Genomic DNA, 24,216 nt, shown 5'->3' with positions numbered 1-24,216 from the left:
GGCGGTGTGTGGATGCCATCGACTCGACGCCGGAATCCACGGAGGGTGAACATGGGTGAATCGTTCGGACTGATGACCGAGGAACCGCGCCAGGGAGGCCTCGGCCCACGGGTCGACGGCGAGTGGTCGAGTACCGGGCCCTACGAGCACCCGGCCGCCGGCTGGGGCGCCGCTCTGACCGTCGGTAAGGTGCTGCTCGAGCAGCGCCAACCGGTCGCCGGCACCAAGGCGATGTTCACGATGAACCACCCCAAGAGCGGCTTCGACTGCCCCGGGTGCGCGTGGCCCGACGACAAGGGCGTGACCCTCGACATCTGCGAGAACGGCATCAAGCACGTCACGTGGGAGATGACCCACAAGCGCGTCGGCAAGGAGTTCTTCGCCGAGCACTCCGTGAGCGAGCTGTCCCAGTGGAGCGACTTCGAGCTCGAGGACGCGGGTCGCCTCGTCGGCCCCATGGTCTACGACGCCGAGACCGATCACTACGTGCCGATCTCGTGGAACGACGCGTTCCGCCTGATCGCCCACGAGCTCACGGCGATGGACTCCCCCGACCAGGCCGCGTTCTACACCTCGGGTCGCCTGAGCAACGAGGCGTCCTTCCTCTACCAGCTGTTCGCGCGCGAACTCGGGACGAACAATCTCCCCGACTGCTCGAACATGTGTCACGAGGGCTCCGGCCGCGGGCTCACGGCATCCCTCGCCACGGGCAAGGGCACCGCCGACCTCGAGGACTGGGAGAACGCCGACGCGCTGTTCATCCTCGGGGTGAACGCCGCCTCGAACGCGCCGCGCATGTTGACGAGCCTCGCCGAGGCCATCGACCGCGGGGCGCAGATCGTGCACGTCAACCCTCTGCGCGAGGTCGCCGGCACCCGCACGATCGTTCCGCACGAGATCGTCGACATGGCGACCTTCCATTCGACTCCGACCAGCACGATGAACCTGCAGGTGCGCCCGGGCGGCGACCTCGCGCTGATCCGCGGTATGGCCAAGGTCGTCTTCGAGGCGTCCGAGACCGACCCGAGCGCCCTCGATCAGGCGTTCCTCGACCGGTACACGAGCGGGCTCGACGCTTACCGCGCGCTCGTCGAGGCCACGACCTGGGACGAACTGGTCGAGCAGGCGGGTCTCACCGAGGCCGAGATCCGCGCAGCCGCCGCCGTCTACCTCGCCTCGAAGGCGTGCGTCATCAGCTGGTGCCTGGGCGTGAGCCAGCACCAGCACGGCGTCGACACCGTGCGCGAGATCGTCAACCTGCTGCTGCTGCGCGGCAACGTCGGCCGCAAGGGCACGGGTCCCTCTCCCGTGCGCGGTCACAGCAACGTCCAGGGCAACCGCACGTGCGGCATCAACCACAAGCCCACCGAGGACTGGCTCGCGAAGCTCGACGAGGTCTGCGGCATCACCTCGCCCCGCGAGCCCGGTCTCGACACCGTGCACACGGTGGCGGCCCTGCACCGCGGCGATCTTAAGGTCTTCCTCGGCATGGGGGGTAACTTCGTGCGCGCCGCCCCCGACACCGCGCTCACCGCCGAGGGCATGAGCCGGTGCGAGCTGACCGCGCACGTGAGCACCAAACTCAACCGCAGTCACCTCACGCACGGCAAGAAGGCGCTCATCCTCCCCTGCCTCGGCCGCACCGAGCGCGACGAGCAGGAGTCCGGCCCGCAGTCGATCTCGACCGAGGACGCCATGAGCTCCGTCATGCTCTCACTCGGCTCCCGCAAGCCCGCGTCGCCCCACCTGCTCAGCGAGCCCGAGATCATCGCGCGCATCGCGCGGGCGACCATGCCCGACTCGGGCACGCCATGGGAGTGGTACGTCGGCGACTACGACCGCATCCGCGACACGATGGCCAAGGCGCTGCCCGGGTTCGAGCGCTTCAACGAGCTCGTGCGCCAGCAGTACGGCTTCCGTATCCCCCAACCCGCCCGTGAGCGCGACTTCCAGACGCCGTCCGGCAAGGCGGAGTTCTCGGATGCCGAGCTGCCCGACGTCATCCCCGCAGAGGCCGACGTGCTGGTACTGCAGACCATGCGCTCGCACGATCAGTGGAACACCACGATCTACTCGGCCGACGACCGCTACCGGGGCGTCCGCAACATCCGCGAGCTGGTGTTTATGAACCGGCGCGACATGAAGGAGCGCGGCATCGCCGAGGGCGACCTCGTCGACATCGTCGCCACCTCGCGCGACGGGTCGGTGCGCAGCGTCACCGCGTTCCGCGCGCTGGAGTACGACACCCCGCGTGGTAGCGCCGCCGGCTATTTCCCCGAGCTGAACGTGCTGCTCGGCCCCGACGACTACAGCCGCCAGAGCGATCAGCCGCTGATGAAGGACATCCGGGTGCGGATCGCGAAGACCGGAGGCTGACGCGGGGTTCGCACGACAGAGTCGGAGAATCGCGCCGAAATCGGACGAGTGATTCCGCGGCATCCGATCCTGCGTTCATCCGATCCCCGCGATCGCCCCTCGTCGGTTCACGGACCTCGGGAGAAGATCGGACTCCCGGCGTCGGACCCGAGCGACGGTGCAGGCGCTGCGCGTCCACCCGACGCCGACGCCGACGTCGTCTCATCGCGGCGGCTCAGAGGTCGAGCTGCCAGAGGGCTTGCGTCGTCGTGACGCGGAGCGCGTCGGCGGCGTCGCCGAGAGCGCGCTCGGCGCCGAGGACCTCGCTCATGGAGAAGACGCGCGAGCCGACGGCATCCGCGGTGACGACCCCCGCGATGACGACCGCGGGGACGCGGAGACGGGCGGCGAGGGCGAGGACGTGTCCCGGGCCCTTGCCCGCGGTACTCGTCGCGTCGAAGGCGCCCTCGCCGGTGAGGGCGAGGTCGGAGACCGCGAGCGCCTCGGTCAGCCCGAGCGCGTGCGCGACGTACGCCGCACCGTCCACGACCTCAGCACCGGCGGCGAGCAGAGCGCCCGAGAGACCGCCCGCCGCCCCCGACCGGGGAACATCGGCGACGTCGGCACCGAAGCGCGCCGCCCACTCCTCGGCATCCGTCCTCAGTCGCTCCGTCAGGCGGGCGACGAGCTCGGGGGCCGCGCCCTTCTGCGGAGCGAAGACCGTCGCCGCGTGAGCGAACGTCGTCGTCGTGTCCGTGAGCACCGTCACCCGCCCGGGAGCGAAGGGCACGTGAGCGTTCAACGCCTCGATCGCGCCGCGCCCGCCGTCGGTGGAGGCGACACCCCCGCTGCCCACGACCACCCGTGTCGATCCCGCCTCGAGAGCGCGCGCGATGAGCTCGCCGACGCCACGGGTGGTGGCGGCCCAGGGATCGTTCGCGTCCGCTCCCCCGGCCAGGAGGAGCCCGGATGCCGCCGCCGCCTCGATCACGGCGGCTCGACCGTCGAGCCGCCAGGCGGCGCGCACGGGTTCGCCGAGCGGTCCGGTCACCTCGTCGTAGACGTTCGCCCCGCCGAGGGCGTCGAGGGTACCGTCTCCGCCGTCGGCCATCGGCACGATCGCGATCTCGGCGCCGGACCACCTGTCGCGCACGGCGAGGGCCATGGCATCCGCCGCCTCACGCGCGGTCAGCGTGCCCTTGAACTTGTCGGGGGCGATGACCACGCGCATGCTGTGCCGTTCCGGGACGGGGAGGCAGAGCCCCGGCCCGTCCCCATCATCCCGTGCCCGCGGTCGAGCGGTGACCGCAGAGCCGCGAGCGTGTCCGGTACGAGGCGGAGGGGGGTGCGCGACGACGGCGCGCGCGCACCCCCCTCCCGCAGCCGTACAGGCTGATCGGTCGCGCGAGGCCGTGGGCTCGTCAGCGTCCGAAGTCTTCGTACATGCAGGTCACGCTAGCGCCGGCATGTCACGGGCACGTTTCCCGACGACCCACCGCCCTGCCGCGTCGGACCACCCAACTAGACTGACTGGCGTCCGGCCCCTGCGATTCTTGGAGCTCAGCCGCGTGACCACCCCGAACCCCTCCGCCGCCCGCACGGCTCTCGCCGATACCGTCGAGAACGCGATCGCCACGCCCGAGAAAGAACAGCCGTACGGCGCCCTCGGCCTCAAGAGCGACGAGTACGCCCAGATCCGCGAGATTCTGGGCCGCCGCCCCACCAGCGGTGAGTTGGCGATGTACTCGGTCATGTGGAGCGAGCACTGCTCGTACAAGTCGAGCAAGATCTACCTGCGCCAGTTCGGCCAGAAGGTCAGCGACGAGATGAAGACCCGCCTCATGGTCGGAATGGGCCAGAACGCCGGCGTCGTCGACGTGGGCGACGGCTGGGCGGTCACCTTCAAGGTCGAGTCGCACAACCACCCCAGCTACATCGAACCCTTCCAGGGCGCGGCCACGGGCGTCGGCGGCATCGTGCGCGACATCATCTCGATGGGCGCACGACCCGTGGCGGTCATGGACCAGCTGCGTTTCGGCGCGATCGACCACCCCGACACCCCGCGCGTCGTGCACGGCGTGACCAGCGGCATCTCGTTCTACGGCAACTGCCTGGGCCTGCCCAACATCGGCGGCGAGACGGTCTTCGACGCCGTCTACCAGGGCAACCCGCTCGTCAACGCCCTCGCGGTCGGCGTCATGCGTCACGAAGACATCAAGCTCGCCAATGCCACGGGCGTCGGCAACAAGGTCGTGCTGTTCGGTGCCCGCACGGGTGGCGACGGCATCGGCGGCGCCAGCATCCTGGCATCCGACACCTTCGCCGACGGCGGACCCACCAAGCGTCCCGCGGTGCAGGTGGGCGACCCGTTCGCCGAGAAGGTGCTCATCGAGTGCTGCCTCGAGCTGTACAAGGACGATCTGGTCGAGGCGATCCAAGACCTCGGTGCCGCGGGCATCTCGTGCGCCACGAGCGAGCTCGCCGCCAACGGCGACAGCGGCATGAGAGTCGAGCTCTCAAAGGTGCTGCTGCGCGACCCCTCGCTCACGCCCGAGGAGATCCTCATGAGCGAGAGCCAGGAGCGCATGATGGCGATCGTCGCGCCCGAGAAGCTCGACGCCTTCCTCGCCGTCGTCGGCAAGTGGGACGTCGAGACGAGCGTGCTGGGCGAGGTCACCGGCGACGGCCGGCTCGTCATCGACTGGTACGGCGAGCGCATCGTCGACGTCGACCCCTCGACCGTCGCGGTCGACGGCCCCGTCTACGAGCGCCCTGTCGCGTACCCCACGTGGATCGACGCCCTTCAGGCCGACTCCGCAACGAAACTGCCTCGCACGACCGACAACGATGTGTTGCGCGACCAGTTCACGACCCTCGTCGCGAGCCCGAACCTCGCCGACACCTCGTGGATCACGAACCAGTACGACTACTACGTGCTCGGCAACACCGCGCTGAGCTTCCCCGATGACGCCGGCATGATCCGCGTCGACGAAGAGACCGGCCTCGGCTTCGCGATCGCGACCGACTGCAACGGCCGCTACAACCAGCTCGACCCCTACAACGGCGCGAAGCTGGCGCTGGCCGAGGCGTACCGCAACGTCGCCGTCACGGGTGCGGTGCCCACCGCCGTCACCGACTGCCTCAACTTCGGCAGCCCCGAGAACCCCGAGGTCATGTGGCAGTTCAGCCAGGCCGTCGAGGGTCTGAGCGATGGATGCCTCGAGCTCGGCATCCCGGTCACGGGCGGAAACGTCTCGTTCTACAACCAGACCGGCGACCAGCCGATCCACCCGACCCCCGTCGTGGGCGTCCTGGGCATCATCGACGACGTCGCCGCGCGCATCCCGAGCGGATGGCAGGATGCCGGCGAGAACCTCTACCTGCTCGGCATCACCGCCGACGAGCTCGACGGTTCGCAGTGGGCCGGCACGATCCACGACCACCTCGGCGGTCGCCCGCCGAAGGTCGACCTCGCCCAGGAGCGCAAGCTCGCCGAGCTGCTGCAGGCCGCGGGCTCGCAGTCGCTCGTCTCGAGCGCGCACGACCTGTCATCGGGCGGTCTCGCTCAGGCCCTCGCCGAGGGCGTCCTGCGCTTCGGCGTCGGCGCTCGCGTCTGGCTGACCGAGCTCATGGAGCGCGACGGCGTGGATGCCACGGCCGCCCTGTTCAGCGAGTCGACCGGCCGCGTGCTGGTGAGCGTTCCGCGCGAAGAGGACGTGAAGTTCCGCGGATTGTGCGACGGCCGCGGCTACCCGGTGCTGCGCATCGGCGTGACCGACGTCGAGCCCGGCACCGAGGCCGCCCTCGAGATCCAGGACGTCTTCACCGTCGCCGTCTCGGAGCTGCGTCGCCTGTCGACCGAGACGCTCCCCGCGGTCTTCGGACCCACCGTCTCGGAGCCGGCGGCCTGAGGCCTCAGACCCGGGGCACCGGACCGCACCGCACCGCACCGCCGAGAGGAGACGCGCGATGACCGATGACGACGACGACATGACCGTGTTCAGCGACAAGCGTCAGAAGCGCGTCAAGATCACCGCGTGGGTCGTGATCGGCGCCCTCGTGCTCACCGGCGGCGGTGCCACGGTGATCTCGCTGATCCTCGGCTGAGTCCCTCGGTCCCCGGCAGTCGGGGTCGCCTTCTGTCGCCGGGGCGGCAACAGGCGCCCCCGGCGCCGGCGCACCCGGCCCACGGCTGCGGATTCCGGCCCGACGCCCAGCCTGCTGTCGGAGGCCCGGCATAGCATGGGGACCGTGGAACCGCTGATGGCCCTTCTGGTCGACTGGTGGTGGATCGGCCCGGCAGCGGCCGGTGCGGGCACCGTCGGTTGGCTCGGCGTGCGCCGTTCGCGCCAGCATGCGCTTCCCGCCGGTGCGACGACCACGACCGGTCGAGCCGTCCGCGCCTGGTCAACGCGTCCCCTCGGCAAAGCCGCCGCACGCCGCCTCGAACTCGACGCCGCCGTGCTCGACCTCCAGGTCGCGCGCACCGCCGTCACCCGCGGACGCGCCGACGTCAAGGTCGCCGACGCCGAGGTAGTCCGCGCCCAGGCCGAGCGGGCGGCATCCCGGGTGTCGTCCGACGCGGTATCCGCCGCGCGCGGCCGCCTGACCGATGCACAACGAGATCTGCGTGCCGCGATGGCCGAGGTACGTGCCCGCCGCGCGGGAGTCAAAGCCGCAAAGGCCATGCTCCCGGCGATCCGCTCGGGCAGCGCACCGCTTCCCGTCGCCCGTCTGCTGGCCGAGCACGATGCGATCCTCGCCCGGTGGATGGCCTACGAGACCGACCCCGGCCTCGCCATCGACTTCCCGCAGATGAGCGACTCCCGCTCGCCCCTGCTGGCGGATTTCCTGCGCGCGCACGAGAAGGCGCAGTGGCTGCGTCCGGCCTCGGTGCAGACGCGGCTCGAGCCGGCCGACTTCCTCGCCTATCGCGACGCCGTGCGCCGCACCGCCCACGCCTTCGACCGCGCCGAGCGGGCGGCCCGTCGCGGCGACCGCGAGCAGCCGAACACCCAGAGCGACGACGCGTGGACGCGTGTGGCATCCGACCTGGCCGAGACGGCTCAGCGCGCCCTCGCCCGCTCGATGGAGTCGATGGGCCGAGCGGCCGCTCGCAGCTGGAGCGAGCGAGGCGCCAGACGAGCCCAGAAGAAGACCCCGGATGCCGGTGATTCGCGGCCGCGGAACGGCTCGGTGTGGCCGCCTCCCGCACGCGATCGGCCGCCGACATCGCCTTTGTGAGAACCGCTGGGGAGAGCGGCGTAGCATGACGCCGTGGATCACTTCTGGACCTTCGCCGGCAGCTATTGGTGGCTCGTCTTCCCCCTCTTCGGAATGACGATGGGCGCCATCAACGCACGGGTGAAGCACCGCGAGGTCACCGCGCGGCGACGCCACCGCGAACAACTCGAGCTGATCCGCGCACAGGGCGGCGCGACCGCCGCCAGCGCCACCCCCCTTGCGGCCCCCACCGACGGACAGCAGCGCGTCGTCGCGGCACAGGACGCCGTCACCCACCGCTGGCTCGAGTACGAACTCGACGCGTCGAAGCTCATCACCTATCCCGCGATGAGCGACGGACGCCAGCCGCTCACCGCCGCTTTCCTGCGGGCGAAGAAGGCCGCCGACAACCTTCGCCCCGACGACGGCGAGACGCTCACTCCCGAACGGCTGCGAGAGTATCGCGACGCCGTCACCGACTACGAGGTCGCCTTCGACGTCGCCGAGCGCGACGCCCGACGTGTCAAGGACGCCGCCTTCACCCCCGACGAGCGCAAACGCCTCGACACCGCCAAGCAGCTGCTCACCGTCGCGACCGACCAGGCCGCCACACCGAGCGAACGCCAGCTCGCGTACAAACGCGTCCGTGAGGAGCTCGACGGGCTGATCCTGCTGTCCGACGAGGCCGTCGACGTGCTCGAGAAGAAGGTGGCTCTCGAACTCCCGCGGGCAGCGACCGCGCCCCCGGCATCCGCGCCCCCGGCCGAGACCGCGCCCGGCTCCGCCGCCTGACCGTGCCCGCCTCCGGGGCCGATGCGCCCCGAAGTCGGAACACCGCAGCAGAATCGGATGCCGCGCCCTCTGGCATCCGATTCCGGTGACAATATCCGATTTCACGACGGACGATGCGCCCGCGGCAACCTCACCACCTCACGAACGCGTCGCGATCTGAGAAACCCGCGCCCTCAGCGACACCCGCGCGCGACCACCCGCACCACCCGCAGAATCGGAACACCGAACCAGAATCGGATTCCGAGACCCCGTGGCATCCGATTCCGGTGCGAATCTCCGATTCTGCGATGGGTGGGGCGCCCCACCACCGGGTCCATCTCCCGACTCGGCCCCGCCTCGAGCTGCCGAACACGGGCGCCTCAGCGAGCACCCGCCCCGCCGCACCGCACCGCACCGCAGAACCGGAAAATTGCCGCAGAATCGGATGCCAAGGTCGCTGGCATCCGATTCCGGTACGAATCTCCGATTCTGCGGCGGCCACAGCAGCCGTCTCAGCGCACGCGACGAATCCGTACCGGCCCCCGGGCGGTGGTCACGTCGACCACCTCGCCCTTCTGCGTGACCTCGACCTCTCCCCGCTCGACCAGCGAATGCGCGGCGTCGCGTGCCGGCTGCATGAGCTCGCGCCAGTCCTCGCCGCCGACCGCGCGCGCGGCCTCGGACGGGCAGATCGTCTTGCCGGCGTCGCGCGCCGCGAGCAGTTCGCGGATGGATGCCACGAGCCGAGGGTCTGCACCAGATGACGGGACCATCTGTCCAGTGTCCCTCCGCGCCGAGGCGACGGGGCCACAATGGCCCGGTGATCACCGAGCGCCACGCCCCTGACCTGCCCGGACGCGCCGTCATCGCGCAGCGCTGGAGCCGTGCCGTCTTCGTGCACTGGCGCGTCGATCCGGGCGAGGTGGCGCGGCTCCTCCCACCGGGGACCCGCCCCGACGTGCACGACGGCTCCGCCTGGGTGGGCCTCGTGCCGTTCGTGCTGAGCGAGTTCCGGTTCCTGCCGCTGCCACCGGTACCGCTGTTGGGCACCTTCACCGAGATCAACGTGCGCACGTACGCCGTCGACGACGAGGGTCGCCGCGGGGTCGTCTTCCGCACGCTCGAGGCCGAGCACCTCGCTCCCGTCCTCGCCGCTCGCGCCCTGTTCGGCCTGCCGTATCGGTGGGCCCGGACGGGAGTGCGTACCGAGGGGGCTCGCATCGAGTTCCGGTCACGGCGTCACGGGGGTCGGCATCCGGGAACCCGGGTGCGGGCCGCACTCGGCACCGACACGGTCGACACGCCCCTGTCGCGCTTTCTCACCGCGCGCTGGGGCTTCCACGAGCGGCACCTCGGCCGCACGATCTGGGCCGCCAACGCGCACGAGCCCTGGCCGCTGGTCACCGCCGAGCTCGACGTCCTCGACGACGGCCTCGTCGCCGACTCCGGCTTCCCCCAGCTCGCCGGACGCACCCCCGACTCAGTGCTGGCGATGCCCGCCGACCACCCCGGCTTCATCACGCGTTTCACGAGAACTCACGCGATCGGGTGAGCCCGCGGCCAACGGGCCTCGCCGACGACTCCTCACGGGTTCGCGGCACCGCCTGCCCGTGCCCCACGACGACGCCCCCTCCACCGCGAGGGCGAAGGGGGCGTCGTCGTGTGAGAGGTCAGTCGCGCTGCGTCGAGAACGCCGAGGGGTTCTTCTCGAGCCAGGCGTCCACGGCCTCGGCCTCGCGGCCCTCGCCGTACTCGTTGACCACGAGGTCTTCGAGCGAGCCGTACTGCTCGTCGTCGAGCTGGATGCCCTTGATCAACTCAGCGGCATCCGGGTACTTCTCTTCGAAGCCCGAGGTGCCGAGGAAGTGGAGGGCCTCGGGGTCGCCCATGAGGCCCTGCGGGTCTTCGAGGTCTTTGACGTCGTAGGCGTCATTGGCCCAGAACGGACGCCACAGCGTCACGGCGATGTCCTTCTTCGCCGCGATCGCGTTGTCGAGCTCGGTGAGCATCGCCGCGGTCGAGGAGGTCACCAGCTCGAACTCGCCGTCGAGGCCGTAGCCGGGAAGCATGGTCTCCTGCGTCTGGGTGGTGAGGCCGGCACCCGGCTCGATGCCGTAGATGCGGCCGTCGAAGCGCGCGGCGTTGCCCTTGAGCTGGTCGATCGAGTCGATGTCGACGTAGCTGGGCACCGCGATGGTCAGCTTGGCGTTGTCGTAGTACGCGCCCAGGTCTTCGATCTTGTCGCCGTAGCGGTCCATGTACGACTTGTGCGTCAGCTCGGGCCAAGCCGAAGGGTAGATGTCGACGTCGCCCTGGGCGAGACCGGTGTAGAGCGGACCCGCCTCGGTGAGGGTCTGCATCTCGACCTTGTAGCCGAGCTTGCCGAGCTGGTCTTCGAGCAGGTACGCGGTGCTGAGCCCGTCGGTCCACGAGGGCAGGAAGCCGAGGGTGATCGTGCCCTTCTCGCCGCCGTCGCCCGAGCCGCCTTCGGCCATGTTGCCGCTCGCGCAGCCGCCGAGCAGCAGGGCGCCCGCGGCGCCGAGGGCGAGGGCGGAGGTGAGGTGTCGCTTGTTCATTACTGTGTTCTCTTCCGTTTCGTATGTGATTCCGTGGGTGCTTCCCCGGGTGAGGGGTCGTTCGCTGTCGCCGAGAGCTCGCCTGTGCGACGGAAATCGACCCCTCGCGCCGGAGAACGAGGGAGGGATGCCGGGACTCAGCGCCCCGACGACACCGGCGCGCGACGCGGCGAGGCCTTCTCACGCTCGGCCTCGCTCGCGACATCCGCCGAGGTGGTGTCGACGCGCGACGCCGCAGTGGCTCCGGCGGCGACGGCCGCGGCGGAACGCGCGGCCCGGCGCCGAGCCAGCACGCCCAGCAACGAACCGCGGTTGTCGGCCCGGTTGCCGAGGGCCGCGGTGAGCCGGTCGAGGTACACGGCGAGGACGACGACGCTCAGGCCCGCCTCGACGCCCTTGGGCAGGTTGACGGTCGAGATCGACTGCACGACCTCTTTACCCAGGCCGTCGGCTCCGACGATGCCGGCCACGACCGCCATCGACAGCGCGAGCATGATGACCTGGTTGACGCCCGCCATGATCGTGGGCATCGCGAGCGGGAGCTGGATGCCGCGGAGGATCTGCCCGGGGGTGGCCCCGAACGCGTGTCCCGCCTCGACGGTCTCGGAGTCGACCCCGCGGATGCCGAGCTCGGTCAGACGCACCCCCGGGGGCAGAGCGAAGATGACGGTGGAGACCACGCCGGGTACTACACCGATGCTGAAGAACGTGATCGCCGGGATCAGGTAGACGAAGGCGGGCATCGTCTGCATGAAGTCGAGGATCGGCTTGAGCACCGCGCGGACGGTGGCGTTGCGTGCCGACCAGATCCCCAACGGCACCGAGATCGCCACGGCCACGATGGTGGCCACGAGAACGAGCGCCAGCGTCTGCATCGCGGTGACCCACTGGCCCATCGCGAGGATGAGGGCGAAACCGATCACTGTTCCCAGGGCGAGCTTCCACGAGCGCAGCAGCCACGCGAGGGCGGCCGCGATGACGATGACCACGACGATGGGAGCGGCGAGCAGTACGTCGCTGAGCCCGCCGACGAGGAAGCGCACGACCAGGGCGACGACGTCGAACAGGCCCGAGAGGTTGTCGCGGACCCAGTCCACGCCGGCATCCACCCAGGAGCCGACCGGGATACGGAAACCGTTCATCAGCGCACCCCCTCGGTCTCGGATGCCGTGACCCCGGCGTCGGCGGGGGTCCCGTCGAGCGCCGCGTCGATCTCGGCGGAGGGAAGGGGCTGGGGCAGCACGGTGAGCTCCTCGGTGGCGGTGGGACCGGGGCCGAGAGCGGCGAGCAGGGTCACGCGCGGGATGACTCCGGCGAGGCGACCGTCGGCGTCGAGGACGGCGAGAGGAAGGGGTGATTCGACCGACGGCACGAACAGGTTCATCAGCACGTCGTCGACGCCGACGCTCTGCGGGAGCGGCTTGAGCTTGCCGAGCAGCGAGTTCTCGCCGGCGCGGACGAGCTTGATGGCGTCGCGGTCGGTGATGATGCCGAGCGGCTTGCGGTCGCGATCGGTGACGTAGACGGCCGACATGTAGGCGTCGCGCATCTGGCGCAGCGCCGTGCGGGGTCCGGCGGAGGCGTCGACGCGCGGACGCGGGCGCTCCATGACGTTGCCGGCGGTGAGCACGCGGGCACGGTCGACGTCCTGCACGAACTGCTCGACGTAATCGTTCGCCGGGTCGGTGAGGATGTCTTCGGGCGTACCGATCTGCACGATGCGGCCGTCGCGCATGACGGCGATGCGGTCGCCGAGGAACATCGCCTCGTTGAGGTCGTGCGTGATGAAGACGATGGTCTTCTTCAGCGTCCGCTGCAGCTCGAGCAGCTGCTCCTGCATCTCTCGACGGATGAGGGGGTCGAGGGCGCTGAACGCCTCGTCCATCAGCAGGATGTCGGTGTCGGCGGCGAGCGCACGGGCGATGCCCACGCGCTGCTGCATTCCGCCCGAGAGTGCGGAGGGGAGCTTGTCGCCCCAGCCCTCGAGTCCGACGAGCGCGAGGATCTCGTTCGCCTTGGCGAGGCGCTCGGTCTTGCCGACGCCGCGGAGCTCGAGGGGGTACGCGACATTCGCCGCGACCGTGCGGTGCGGCAGGAGCGCGAAGTGCTGGAAGACCATCGCGAGGCGATCGCGCCGGAGCGACCGCAGGCGCGAGGCGCCGACGCCGGTGAGGGCATCGCCCTTCACCTCGACGGTTCCGGCGGTGGCCTCGTGCAGGCCGTTGAGCATGCGGATGATCGTGGACTTGCCGGAACCGGAGAGGCCCATGATGACGAAGATCTCGCCCGGCTGTACCTCGAAGCTGGCGTCGATGACGGCGGCGGTCCCGTCGTCGGCCACGTCTTCGCGTCGGGCGCCGGAGCGGAGCTTGTCGACGGCGGCCTGAGGGGCGCGGCCGAAGACCTTGAAGAGATTCTTGGCGGCGAGAGCGGGCGCCGTGGAAGCGGGCGCCGCAGAGGCAGGCGGATGGGTCACTGTGTGCACCTCAGCGGCCTCGGGTGGCCGCAGCGGTCACGCCCGGGTGGCAGCCGTCGGCGCTCTCCGGGGGTGGAGCACGTCAGCGTCGGATATCGGATCCGGCGCTCAGGCCGCCGACCGTACGCTCACCGGGCCGACTCCCCCGAGTCGTCACCGGCGACCGCGGACTGGTCGGGTGGGCGGCCCGTGATCGGGCCTCTACAAACGTTTCACGCTGACGGATTCCCTGGCAAATCGCTCGCGGCCTTGCGATCCCGCATGCCGTGTGGCACGCGTGCGCGCGTGGACGAGGCACCGTTGCCCCTTTCCGCCGCCACGCGTGAGTTGTCAGCCCGGGCGTGTCGCAGCGACCGCGCCGGTGCGCGGTTCGAGGCCGCGCGTCAGTCGGCGGCGGGCTCTGCGGCCGCCGACCGGTGGTGACGGATGACCTCCGCCACGACGAAGTTGAACCACTTCTCGGCGAAGGCGGGGTCGAGGTCGGCCTGTTCGGCCAACTGCATGAGCCGGGCGATCTGCTGCTCTTCACGGGAGGGGTCGGATGCCGGCATCCCGTACTTCGCTTTCAGCACCCCGACTTGCTTCGTGCAGCGGAAGCGCTCCGCCAGCAGGAAGATCAGGGCGGCGTCGATGTTGTCGATACTGCCGCGCAGCCCCTGCAGAATCGTCGAAGGATCGGCCTCGGTCATGTGTCCTCCTCAATCGCTCCGACCCTACCGTTCGGCGCCAGCCTGCGAGGACGACTCTCAGCGAGTCCTACAGTGTGAGCATGAGCCGATCCACGCGCCCCGACCCCACCGCCGAAGGCGCAGATGCCGGGGCCACCACCTCGCGCGACAAGCCGGTCTGGTCGGCCGTCTCCCGCCCCTACGCGGCCGGGTTCTTCCTGACCCTCGGTGGGCTGACCGCGATCCTTCTCGGACTCGCGCTCTCGAGCCTCTCGACCGTGCTCGTCTACATCGCGATCGCCCTCTTCGTGGCTCTCGCCCTCGATCCCCTGGTGCGCTTCCTGGTGCGCCGTGGACTGGCACGGGCCTGGTCGATCGTGATCGTGTTCGGCGGGCTCGCCGTCATCCTGGCCGGGGCTCTGTGGTTGCTCATCCCGCCGGTCGTCCGGCAGGTCGAGCAGTTCGTCGGCGACATCCCGACCTTCGTGAACGACCTGATCGACAGCGACGCCGTGCGGTGGGTCGAGAGCAACTTCGGCGACAGCCTCGGTGACGTCCTCAAAGAGGTGCAGGGCTTCGCCACGAACCCCGCCAACATCGCCGCGATCGGCGGCGGACTCCTGCAGGTCGGCGTGAACATCGGCGCCTTCGTCTCGGGCGCGATCATCGTGCTGGTGCTGAGCCTGTACTTCCTGGCATCCCTGCCCAAGATGAAGAACTCGCTCGTACGCCTCACTCCCGCCCGGAGCCGGGAAACGGTCGCCGATATGACGGGTCAGATCACCGACTCCGTCGGTGGCTACCTCGCCGGAATGGTCGTGCTGGCGCTGTGCAACGCCGTCTTCGGCTTCATCGTGCTGACCATCCTCGGTCAGCCCTTCGCGGCGCTGCTCGCCGCTCTGGCGTTCGGCATCACGCTGATCCCGCTGGTCGGCTCGGTGCTGTTCTGGGCGACGGCCACCGTGTTCACCCTCATCGTCAGCCCGACCGCGGGCCTCATCTTCGCCATCGTCTACCTGGTGTACATGCAGATCGAGGCATATATTCTCACCCCCCGGGTGATGAACCGCACCATCTCGATCCCGGGCGCTCTGGTCGTCATCGGCGCACTCGTCGGCGGCACGCTGCTCGGCTTGCTCGGAGCGCTCGTGGCGATCCCCGTGACCGCCTCCGTGCTGCTGATCGTCAAGCAGATCGTCATCCCGCGGCAGGACGCCAAAAAGTAGAGCGGCGCAGCGCCGCACCCCCACGCATAAACGCCTTTTGCACCCATAAACGCGCTGTCCCCGCGTTTACGAGCGCGGATCGCGTTTATGCGTGCTCGACCCGCGTGATGGGCACCGCCGCCGGACCCTCCCCGGCGGTGACGGTCCACGCGGAGACGCCACGCTCGTGAACGCCGTATCCCACGCAGACCGCCGCGGGGCGCAATCGCGCGCGGGCCGCACGCACTCGCTCAGCGCATCGGCAGCAGGCGCGTCGGCGACGGCGACGGGGTGCGGTGGCGAACCCGGCCCGGAACACCGGTGCGGGTGTCGAGCGACAGCGACACGATCTCGTGCGCCAGCTGACCCGCCACGAGGAGGGTGTCGTCGACGACGAGGTGGTGGCGCGGCCAGTGCGTGCCCGTCTCGGCGAGGGCGAGCAACTGCACCTCTTCGCCGTGCCCGCGAACGGACAACACGCCCACGGTGTCGCTGCCGCGGACGCCCGCGTACAGCGTCGTCCCGTCGCGGCTCATCGAGAGCTCCGCCGCCGTGTCGGTGGGAAGGGTGCCGAGCAGCGGTTGGCCCGAGACCACGTGCCAGCGCCCCGCACGGTCGGGCGCCAAGACGAAGACCTCGCAGCTCAGCTCGGTGACGACGTAGAGGTGGCCCGATGGATGCCAGAGTCCGTGGCGGGGTCCGCTGCCCTTCGGAAGCGCGACCTCCTGCACCAGGATCAAGCCGCCCTCGTTCGCGCTCCAGAAGCGCACGAGGTCGAACCCCATGTCTGTCGTGGCCACGAGGCCGTTGGCCAGGAACACCGCCTGATGGGCGCGCGAGACGCGTGCACCGGCCGCAGCCTCTTCCGATTCCGCATCGGTGAGGGGGACGTCGTCATACGCCGGGATGAGGTGCGCGTACTCCTCGCCCGCGGCCTCGCGGAGCGCACGCGCCGCGGCGGCGAGGTCGGGGACGACCGCGCCCGAGACCCGGGCGCCGGTAGACACGCTGCCCTGCTCCGAGGATGCCCCGTAGGGATCGTCGGCCTCGGCGGAGACGACCGGACGCGACGGCCGCCCCTGCGCATCCAGCGCCATGCGGACGACTCGCCCGTCGCCCCAACAGCTCGCGATCAAGAACGAGGCGTCGGGCGAGACCGCGACGTGGCACACCGCTCCGCCGGCCTCGACGGGCGGGCCGAGGGGGGACAGCCGCGTCTCACTCGATCGGCGGAACGCTTGGACCGTGCCGTCGAACTCCACGGCGGCATACAGGATGTCGTCGTTCGAGGGATGGGCGGCCACCCACGACGGCGATCCGGGCACCTCGGCCGCGGTCGCGACCATGCCGAGGGGGCCACCGGCGCCGAGCGCGTCGCGCTCCCCCGCCTGCAGGATGCCGATGCCCTCCGCCGACCCGTTGTCCGGGGCGTAGGCACCGACCCAGAAACGCATCAGTCGATGAGGTCGTGTCGCACGATCACCTGGTCGCGAGCCGGGCCCACGCCGATGACCGAGATGCGCGTGCCGCTCATCTTCTCGAGCGCCAGCACGTAGTCCTGCGCGTTCTGCGGCAGGTCGTCGAACGTGCGGGCGGTGGAGATGTCTTCGCTCCAGCCGGGGTAGTACTCGAGGATCGGCTTCGCATGGTGGAAGTCGGTCTGGTTCACCGGCAGATCGTCGAACCGCTCGCCGTCGACGTCATAGGCGACGCACACGGGGATCTGTTCGAGACCGCCGAGGATGTCGAGCTTGGTCAGCACCAGATCGGTGATGCCGTTGATGCGCGTGGCGTACCGCGTGATGGGTGCGTCGTACCACCCGACTCGGCGGGGACGACCGGTGGTCGTACCGAACTCGAAGCCACGGGAGCGCAGCCAGTCGCCGCTCTCGTCGAACAACTCGGTCGGGAACGGACCCGAGCCGACGCGGGTCGTGTACGCCTTGACGATGCCGACGATCCGATCGAGCCGATTGGGGCCCACTCCCGAGCCGGTCGACGCGCCGCCGGCGGTCGCCGAGGAGGAGGTGACGAAGGGGTAGGTACCGTGGTCGACGTCGAGCATGGTGGCCTGGCCACCCTCGAAGACGACGACGTCGCCCGCTTCGAGCGCGTCGTTCAGCAGCAGCGACGTGTCGGCCACCATGGGGCGCACGCGCTCGGCGTACGACAGCAGGTCTTCGACGATCTCGTCGGCCGTGATCGAGCGGCGGTTGAAGATCTTCACCAGCAGGTGGTTCTTCTGGTCGAGGGCACCCTCGACCTTCTGCCGCAGGATGTTCTCATCGAAGAGGTCCTGCACGCGGATGCCGACGCGGTTGATCTTGTCGGCGTACGCCGGGCCGATTCCACGGCCGGTGGTGCCGATCATGCGCTTGCCGAGGAAGCGCTCGGTGACCTTGTCGAGGGTGCGGTGGTACTGCGTGATGATGTGCGCGTTGGCACTGATCTTGAGGCGGCTCGTGTCGAGACCGCGCGCGTTGAGAGCCTCGAGCTCGTTGAAGAGCACCTCGAGGTCGACGACGACACCGTTGCCGATGACGGGGGTGACACCCGGAGACAGGATGCCGCTGGGCAGCAGGTGCAGCGCGTACTTCTCGTTGCCGATGACGACGGTGTGCCCGGCGTTGTTGCCGCCGTTGAACTTCACCACCCAGTCGGTTCGTTCACCGAGCAGATCGGTGGCCTTGCCCTTGCCTTCGTCGCCCCACTGGACGCCGACGATCACGATTCCGGGCATGTGCGCTCCTCGCGTCTGATTCCGGCGGTACACCCCATCCTATCGAGCGGGTGAGACACGCCCGCGCGGAGCGGACGGGGCGCAGCGGGCGACGCGTCAGGGGTGCAGGTGGTGGTCGCCGTCGGGGAGACGGCGTCGACGCCACGAACCGAGGATGTGCTCCTCCATGGCGACGCGCGCGGCGGTGGGGTCTCCCTCCTCCATGGCGGCGAACACCCGCTCGTGCTCCGCCAGCGTGCGCTCGACGGCGTCTTCGGGGTTGTTCCCTTCCCAGCGCAGCGACTGCCGGGGTCGCACGAAGAACGAACGCGCGATGGTCGCCGCGATGCGGTTGCGGCTGGCCGACATGGTGGCGAGATGGAAGTCCTTGTCGGCCTCGAGGAAGGCCGGGTTGTCGTCCTGCAGGCGCCGCATGTCCTCGAGGTGTCCGCGGATGAGGATCAGGGATTCGGGGCTACCGGTGCTCGCCACTTCGCCGGCCATGACGCCTTCGAGGGCCGCTCGGACGACGCTCACCTCGTCGAGCACGCCCAGGGATTCGTCATGGCGCACCAACGCGTCGAACACATCGGGGTCGAGCACGTTCCAGTCGTTGAAGTGGCGCACCTGGGTGCCGCGCCCCTGGGCGACGACGACCAGGCCCTTTTCCTGGATCCGTTTGATGCACTCGCGAATGACGGTGCGGCTCACGCCGAACTCGTCGCACAGCGCCTGCTCGGGGGGCAGGAATTCGCCGACCGCCACTGCGCCCGTGACGATCATCTCGACGAGCTCTTCGAGCACCCGCACACCGATGCGGTCGATCTGGCCCCTTCTCGGATTCGCGAGCTGCGCGTCGATGGGGGCGGAAGGCATGGTGAGCACTTTACTCCGGCGATGGCTCCCGGGGCGGGAGCCGGACGCCCAGTTCCAGCCCTGCGCGGCTGCTGCGCACATGCGGCCCGCCGGCACCGCCCCACACGAAGTCCGTCGATCCGTCGAGCACCGCCGTGTCGAGAGCGACACCGCCACCCGGCTGATCGCCGAGCACGAGTCCGCCGTCGGCGATCTCGCAATCCAGGATGACGCCCTCGGGGGCACGAGGCGTCGTGACCTCGGTGAGGAGATGGTTCGGCAGCGACGTCGCGACGTTCGCCACGGCGTAGTTCGACGTCATGCCGATCGGGCTGACCGGGAGATCCCTCGCGTGCGAGGCGATCGCCACGCGAAGGGCGTGCGTGACGCCCCACACCGCCGAGGACTGCACGATGTCGACCGCCTGCGCGTCGAAGAGCTGACGGTACTGCTCCAGTCCCGTGAGGTTCTCGCCGGTCGCCACCGCCGGGGCGATGCTGTCGCGCAGCCGGCGGAGTCCCTGTGCGTCCCACCGACGCAGCGGCTCTTCGATCCAGGACAGTTCGACGGTCTCTTCGAGGTGGCGGATGTACCGCACCGCCTGGGGCAGGTTCCATGATTCGTTCGCGTCGAGCATGACCAGCGGTTCGTCGGTCGCGCGGCCGAGGAGATCGCGGGTGAGCGCGAGACGATCGGCGTCGAGCCGCACATCGCGTCCGCCCTTGAGCTTCGCGGCCGTGAATCCACGATCGCTCATGTCGGCGTAATAGGCGGTCAGACCGTCGGAGTCGAGGGCGATATCCAGGCCCGAGGCGTACCCGGGAACGAAGCGGTCGCGACCGCCCAGAAGTCGCCAGAGCGGCTGGCCGGCGGCCTTCGCCTTGATGTCCCAGAAGGCGCTGTCGAGCGCTCCGATGCCACCGAACACGGCGCCGCCGTGGCCGATCTTGAACATGCGCGCGATCATGCGGTCGTACAGAGCCGAGGTCGCACGGGGATCTTCGCCCTCGACGGCCTCGAACAGTTGCGGGATGCCGTCGTGCATGCCCATTCCGATGCCCTCGATGCCCTCGTCGGTCTCGACGACGACGATCGGGAGGGCCGTGACTCCGGAGTCGATGAAGCCGTTGACGTCGCCCACGGGACGACCCCAGTCGAGGGTTGTATTGATGAGCCGGTAGCCGGTGATCTTCATGCGTGTACTTCTTTCGTCCCGCGAAGCGGGCTTATTCCTTCGTCCCGCCGGCCGTCATGCCCTCGACCAAGAACCTCTGCGAGAAGAGGAAGACGATCAGGATCGGGGCGACCGAGACGAGGGTGGCCAACGCCATGACCGGCAGGTCGAGAGTGACCGACGCGGCGGAGGTCGGGTTGAACAGCGGCACGTTGGAGAGCAACTCCGCGAGACCGACCTGGATGGGGGCTTTTCGACCGGGCTCCATGACGAAGGGGAGGAAGTAGTTGTTCCAGTTGCCGACCAGGTTGAAGAACCCCACGAGCGCGATCACGGGGGTGGCCAGCGGCAGAGCTACCGCGGTGAAGACGCGGAGCTCGCTGGCCCCGTCGATCCGGGCCGCGTTCAGCAGATCCTTCGAAACGCTCGTCGTGAAGTAGATGTACGTCAGGTACACCCCGAACGGGAAGAACGAGAACGGCAGGATCACCGCCCAGGGGGTACCGACCAGCTTGAGCGCGCTCATCTCGAGGAAGACCGGGAGAACGAGAGCGGTGTTCGGGATCAGCATGACGACGAGGGTGATGATCAGCAGCACCCCGCGTCCGCGGAACTTCGTCATGGCGAGGGCATAGCCGGCGGGGATGGTCACCAGGAGCGTCAGCACGAGAGCCACGCCGGTGTACAGCGCGGCGTTTCCGGTCCACTGCCAGATGACACCGTTCTGGAACTCACTGAGTCGTGCCCAGTTGTCGGCGATCGTCGCGAAGGAGCCGAAGCTGAAGGGCGGCTGGCCCGTCAACTCCGTCGACGACTTCGTGGGCGCGAGCAGCAGCCACACGATCGGCAGGCCGAAGACCACCGCGAAGAAGAGGATGACGACGGTGACCAGGGAGCGGCCCAGGAAGCGGGCCGGGGTCACGGTGCGCTTAGTCGCGTTCAAAGAGTCCCCCTCGGAAGACGAAGAAGGCGGCGAGTCCGGCGGCGACGACGAGCAGGAGCAGCGAGATGGCGGCCGACCCGTTGAAATCGTTCTGCCGGAAGGCGTAGAGATAGGCCACCTGGTTCAGCGAGTAATCGAGACCGACGACGCCCTTGCTGGCCTGCGACAGCACGCGCGGCTCGACGAAGAGCTGCGTGCCGGCGGCGAGCGACATCACGGCCATGTACGAGATCCACTTGCGAAGGAGCGGGATCTGGATGTGCCAGGCCGTGGCAATGGGACCGGCGCCATCGATGCGCGCGGCCTCCATGACCTCGACGCTGATGTTGTTGAGGGCGCCGTACATGATGACGATCCAGCCGCCTGCTCCCGCCCAGAAGGCGATGACGGTGAAGACGATCGGGAGGTTCCCCTCATTTCCGACCACGTCGACGAACGTATTGAAGCCCAGAGCCCGGAGGAAGCCGCTGACCGGGCTGACCGTCGGGTCGAGCATGAAGAGCCAGAGCAGCACGCTCGAGGCTCCGGCGAGCGCGCCGGGGATGTAGAAGATGAACCGTGCGGCCGACGAGAGCCACCGGACGCGGATCGCGTGGACGATCACCGCGAGGATCACGACGATGATGATGAGGCTCGTGAGCCAGATCGCCACGAAGGCGGCGACGTGGCCGACCGCGGGAAGGAAGCGATAGTCCGCGACGACGCGCTGGAAGTTCTCGAACCACACGAACGCGCCGTCCCGGGTGAAGGCGAGGAAAGCGGCGTAGAGGGTCGGGAAGACCCCGAAGGCCAGGAGCAGGAGGACGTACCCACCGATCATCAGGTAGGCGAACGTCGATTGGGCTCGACGTAGGGAGAGCATGGTCACTTCCGTTTCGGGAGAGGGCTGGCCGCGGCGGTGTCGAGCCGCGGCCAGCCCGTGGAGAGATTCGGACCCTTACTTGGCGACCGTGTAGCCCTGCACCTGCGCCTGGTTGTCCATCTCGGTCTTCCACGCGTCGGTCACGCTCGCGACCGTCTTGCCCGCCGTGATAGCGGGAAGGACGACCTTCGAGAACGCGGCCTCGATGCTGAAGCTCGGGTAACCCCAGCCCTGCCAGACCGACGACGCGGCTCCGGAGATGTTCTTCTGGAAGTCGCCGACGTAGAAGTTGCTGGCCGCCTGCTCCTTGAGCCACGCGTCCGCCGCCGACTGGTAGGCCGGCAGGCCGGAGGCGAGCTTGACCGCGTCGTCGGAGCTGGTCACGTAGGTGAGGAACTTCTTGACGGCATCGAGGTTCTTCGAGTGGCTCGAGCCGTACCAGACGCCGCCGCCGACGTTGCCGGTGACCTTCTCACCGTCAGACCAGCTGAGCGCCTGGCCCACGCCGACCGTTCCGGCGGTGTAGTTCAGGCTCTTGTCGTTCTGGAACAACGCCCCGGAGTACCAGGCCGGACCGGGGATGCCGAGCAGCTTGTCCTTGTACTTGGTGACGAAGTCCGCGCCGAAGACGCTGTCGGTGACGAGCGTCTTGTTGGCGAGCATGTGGTCGATGAGGTCGGTGACCTTCTCGGAGTTCGGGTCGGAGAAGTTCGAGGTGAACGTGTCGCCCGACGCCTGGAAGATCGGCGCCTCACCACCCCAGTAGTACACGTAGGGCGCCTGGAAGGAGTCGCCCACCGAGCCGAGGATGTAGCCGGGGTGCTCGGCGGCGACCTTGTCGCTGAGCGTCTTGTAGTCCTCCCACGTGGTGGGGATCGTGTAGCCGAACTGGTCGAAGAGCGTCTTGTTGTACCAGAACACCACCGGTGCGAGGTCGTTACGCAGGCCGTAGACCGTGTCGTCGACGGTCATGGGTCCGAGTGCGCCCGTGGTGAAACCGTCGAGGAAGCTCTGGTCCATGAGGCCCTTGTTCAGCGGCGCCGCGAAGGCCTGAACGCCGTTGTTCTCTTTGGACGCCCAGGAGGTGTCGTTCTGCTGCGTCGAGAACACCACGTCGGGCCAGCCCTCCCCGGACTGGTCGAACAGCGCGATCTTCTGCTGGAACGACCCGGATCCGCCGGAGCCGCCATCGTAGGTCTCGATGTTGAGCTTGACGTCGGGGTTGGCCTTCTCGAAAGCCTGGGCGAGGGGTTCGCGCGAGGAGTCTACCCACACGGTGATGGCGCTCGAGGGGTCCTGCTCGGCGGCGGTGAAGCCGTACGGGCTGCTGGAATCGTTGCCGCTCGAGGCGGGGCTGCATGCGCTGAGCGCAAGAGCGGAGACGACGGCGAGACCGCCGGCGAGGGCGAGGCGGCGGCGAGCGCCGGGGAAGTGCTGCGGCATTGCGAAAGCTCCTGTCTTCTTCGACGAGGTCGGGTGACCGTACGCTAGCATAGAACATACGTCATATGTTTCGCCAACGCTCTCCGATCACGAATTGGCAACGCCTTCTGCGTCGCCGTCGGGGGCTTCCGGGAACGGACCGCCGGTGCGTGACCCCATGGCCGGGGGCCGCTGCAACCCCTCCCCCTGCGTCCGGGCCCTCCCTAGCCTGGAGCGATGCAGAAATCGCGCGGGTGGGCTATCGGATGGAACACGGCGCGCGTGGCGGTGGCCGTACTCGTCCTCGTCGCGGTGGGCGCACAGTTCGTGTCGTCGACGGCCGAGGCCGCCGCGCGGGGCCGGGACGTCACGACGGTGGTCGCCAACTTCTTCAGCTTCTTCACGATCCTCTCCAACGTCTCGTCGGCGGTCGTGCTCGCATGGCTCGGCGCCCGTTTCTTCGCGCGCGGTCGTCGTATCGACGTCGATCCGCCCGCCCTGGCGACCGCTCTCGCGTTCGTGTCGACCTACATGATCGTCACCGGCGTCGTCTACAACCTTCTGTTGCGCGGCATCCCCCTGCAGCCCGAGACGGTCGGCTGGTCGAACGAGATCCTGCACGTGTGGGGCCCGCTGTTCCTGCTCCTCGACGTCCTCCTCGGTCCCGCGCGACGGCGACTGCCCTGGTCGGCGGCGTTCGCGGCGGCGATCTTCCCCATCGCCTGGATCGTCTACACGCTGCTGCGCGCGCCACTCATCACCAACCCGACGACGGGCGCACCCTTCTGGTACCCCTACCCCTTCCTCGATCCGAACACCGGCGGGTGGGGCAGTGTCGCGGTCTACATCGTCGTCATCGCCGTGTCCATCATCGCCCTCGCCCTCGGTGTCGTCGCGATCGGTCGGGCACGCGGCATCCGGATGCCGATCGACCCGGCGCACCAGAAGCAGCCCCTGCACTGACGGG

Annotated in this window: 21 protein-coding genes; 8 read left to right on the top strand and 13 right to left on the bottom strand. The window is 69.1% G+C overall.

What is annotated here, in order from left to right; genetic code table 11:
- The first annotated feature begins 51 nt into the window (after nt 1-51).
- Nucleotides 52-2,376 (top strand): FdhF/YdeP family oxidoreductase, encoded by a 2,325-nt coding sequence (locus tag NE358_RS00435; RefSeq protein WP_103207267.1) that lies wholly within the window; start codon nt 52-54, stop codon nt 2,374-2,376.
- 214 nt (nt 2,377-2,590) lie between these two features.
- Here the strand turns inward: NE358_RS00435 and NE358_RS00430 are convergent, their stop codons facing one another.
- On the bottom strand, nt 2,591-3,580 hold the full coding sequence (locus NE358_RS00430; RefSeq protein WP_289940366.1) for a glycerate kinase: 990 nt from the start codon (nt 3,578-3,580) through the stop codon (nt 2,591-2,593).
- A gap of 343 nt (nt 3,581-3,923) precedes the next feature.
- Here NE358_RS00430 and purL point away from each other — a divergent pair, with 343 nt between their 5' ends.
- The 4 genes from purL (at nt 3,924) to NE358_RS00410 (ending at nt 8,370) form a co-directional block, all read left to right on the top strand.
- Nucleotides 3,924-6,266, top strand: a complete 2,343-nt coding sequence (gene purL / locus NE358_RS00425; protein ID WP_289940362.1) for a phosphoribosylformylglycinamidine synthase subunit PurL — start codon at nt 3,924-3,926, stop codon at nt 6,264-6,266.
- 58 nt (nt 6,267-6,324) lie between these two features.
- The gene (locus tag NE358_RS00420; RefSeq protein WP_170210666.1) at nt 6,325-6,462 is read left to right on the top strand and encodes a hypothetical protein; all 138 of its coding nucleotides are present in this window, start codon (nt 6,325-6,327) and stop codon (nt 6,460-6,462) included.
- A 144-nt stretch (nt 6,463-6,606) separates the two neighbouring features.
- Nucleotides 6,607-7,599, top strand: coding sequence for a hypothetical protein (locus NE358_RS00415; RefSeq protein WP_141376969.1), 993 nt, complete (start codon nt 6,607-6,609; stop codon nt 7,597-7,599).
- Between the two features lie 33 nt (nt 7,600-7,632).
- Nucleotides 7,633-8,370, top strand: coding sequence for a hypothetical protein (locus tag NE358_RS00410; protein WP_258873542.1), 738 nt, complete (start codon nt 7,633-7,635; stop codon nt 8,368-8,370).
- A 491-nt stretch (nt 8,371-8,861) separates the two neighbouring features.
- On the opposite strand, the gene NE358_RS00405 is transcribed toward NE358_RS00410, so the two are convergent.
- On the bottom strand, nt 8,862-9,089 hold the full coding sequence (locus NE358_RS00405; protein WP_246078151.1) for a DUF3253 domain-containing protein: 228 nt from the start codon (nt 9,087-9,089) through the stop codon (nt 8,862-8,864).
- An 80-nt stretch (nt 9,090-9,169) separates the two neighbouring features.
- Between NE358_RS00405 and NE358_RS00400 the strand changes: the two genes are divergently transcribed.
- Nucleotides 9,170-9,901: a YqjF family protein gene (locus NE358_RS00400; RefSeq protein ID WP_289940357.1), complete on the top strand. Its 732-nt coding sequence runs from the start codon at nt 9,170-9,172 to the stop codon at nt 9,899-9,901.
- Nucleotides 9,902-10,019: 118 nt separating this feature from the next.
- Here NE358_RS00400 and NE358_RS00395 read toward each other — a convergent pair whose 3' ends face one another.
- From NE358_RS00395 to NE358_RS00380, 4 genes are all read right to left on the bottom strand, one after another.
- Nucleotides 10,020-10,925: a glycine betaine ABC transporter substrate-binding protein gene (locus tag NE358_RS00395; RefSeq protein ID WP_141376973.1), complete on the bottom strand. Its 906-nt coding sequence runs from the start codon at nt 10,923-10,925 to the stop codon at nt 10,020-10,022.
- Between the two features lie 137 nt (nt 10,926-11,062).
- Nucleotides 11,063-12,067, bottom strand: a complete 1,005-nt coding sequence (locus NE358_RS00390; protein WP_289940356.1) for an ABC transporter permease — start codon at nt 12,065-12,067, stop codon at nt 11,063-11,065.
- Nucleotides 12,067-13,401, bottom strand: a complete 1,335-nt coding sequence (locus tag NE358_RS00385; protein ID WP_103207294.1) for a quaternary amine ABC transporter ATP-binding protein — start codon at nt 13,399-13,401, stop codon at nt 12,067-12,069. The genes NE358_RS00390 and NE358_RS00385 overlap by 1 nt, the downstream gene beginning before the upstream one ends.
- 383 nt (nt 13,402-13,784) lie before the next feature.
- Nucleotides 13,785-14,090, bottom strand: a complete 306-nt coding sequence (locus tag NE358_RS00380) for a chorismate mutase (RefSeq protein WP_289940354.1) — start codon at nt 14,088-14,090, stop codon at nt 13,785-13,787.
- 80 nt (nt 14,091-14,170) lie between these two features.
- Here NE358_RS00380 and NE358_RS00375 point away from each other — a divergent pair, with 80 nt between their 5' ends.
- On the top strand, nt 14,171-15,295 hold the full coding sequence (locus tag NE358_RS00375; RefSeq protein ID WP_289940352.1) for an AI-2E family transporter: 1,125 nt from the start codon (nt 14,171-14,173) through the stop codon (nt 15,293-15,295).
- 230 nt (nt 15,296-15,525) lie between these two features.
- On the opposite strand, the gene NE358_RS00370 is transcribed toward NE358_RS00375, so the two are convergent.
- The 7 genes from NE358_RS00370 to NE358_RS00340 form a co-directional block, all read right to left on the bottom strand.
- Nucleotides 15,526-16,728 carry a lactonase family protein gene (locus tag NE358_RS00370; protein ID WP_289940350.1) on the bottom strand — a complete coding sequence of 401 codons (1,203 nt, stop codon included), beginning with the start codon at nt 16,726-16,728 and terminating at the stop codon, nt 15,526-15,528.
- Nucleotides 16,728-18,014, bottom strand: coding sequence for an adenylosuccinate synthase (locus NE358_RS00365; protein WP_141376983.1), 1,287 nt, complete (start codon nt 18,012-18,014; stop codon nt 16,728-16,730). The genes NE358_RS00370 and NE358_RS00365 overlap by 1 nt, the downstream gene beginning before the upstream one ends.
- Before the next feature lie 96 nt (nt 18,015-18,110).
- Nucleotides 18,111-18,869 (bottom strand): FadR/GntR family transcriptional regulator, encoded by a 759-nt coding sequence (locus NE358_RS00360; protein WP_289940347.1) that lies wholly within the window; start codon nt 18,867-18,869, stop codon nt 18,111-18,113.
- A 10-nt stretch (nt 18,870-18,879) separates the two neighbouring features.
- A complete protein-coding gene (locus NE358_RS00355) occupies nt 18,880-20,043 on the bottom strand; it encodes a mandelate racemase/muconate lactonizing enzyme family protein (protein ID WP_116239632.1) in 1,164 nt (387 codons plus the stop codon).
- A gap of 31 nt (nt 20,044-20,074) precedes the next feature.
- On the bottom strand, nt 20,075-20,965 hold the full coding sequence (locus NE358_RS00350; RefSeq protein WP_103207310.1) for a carbohydrate ABC transporter permease: 891 nt from the start codon (nt 20,963-20,965) through the stop codon (nt 20,075-20,077).
- Nucleotides 20,952-21,827: a carbohydrate ABC transporter permease gene (locus NE358_RS00345; RefSeq protein ID WP_103207312.1), complete on the bottom strand. Its 876-nt coding sequence runs from the start codon at nt 21,825-21,827 to the stop codon at nt 20,952-20,954. Before NE358_RS00345 ends, NE358_RS00350 begins: the two co-directional genes overlap by 14 nt.
- 75 nt (nt 21,828-21,902) lie before the next feature.
- The gene (locus NE358_RS00340; protein ID WP_116239633.1) at nt 21,903-23,270 is read right to left on the bottom strand and encodes an ABC transporter substrate-binding protein; all 1,368 of its coding nucleotides are present in this window, start codon (nt 23,268-23,270) and stop codon (nt 21,903-21,905) included.
- A gap of 216 nt (nt 23,271-23,486) precedes the next feature.
- On the opposite strand from NE358_RS00340, the gene NE358_RS00335 reads away from it, so the two are divergent.
- Nucleotides 23,487-24,212: a Pr6Pr family membrane protein gene (locus NE358_RS00335; protein WP_289940345.1), complete on the top strand. Its 726-nt coding sequence runs from the start codon at nt 23,487-23,489 to the stop codon at nt 24,210-24,212.
- The last annotated feature ends 4 nt before the right edge of the window (nt 24,213-24,216 follow it).

The organism is Sphingomonas sp. G5 (genome assembly GCF_052660795.1).
This window is presented reverse-complemented; position numbering and strand designations above follow the sequence as displayed.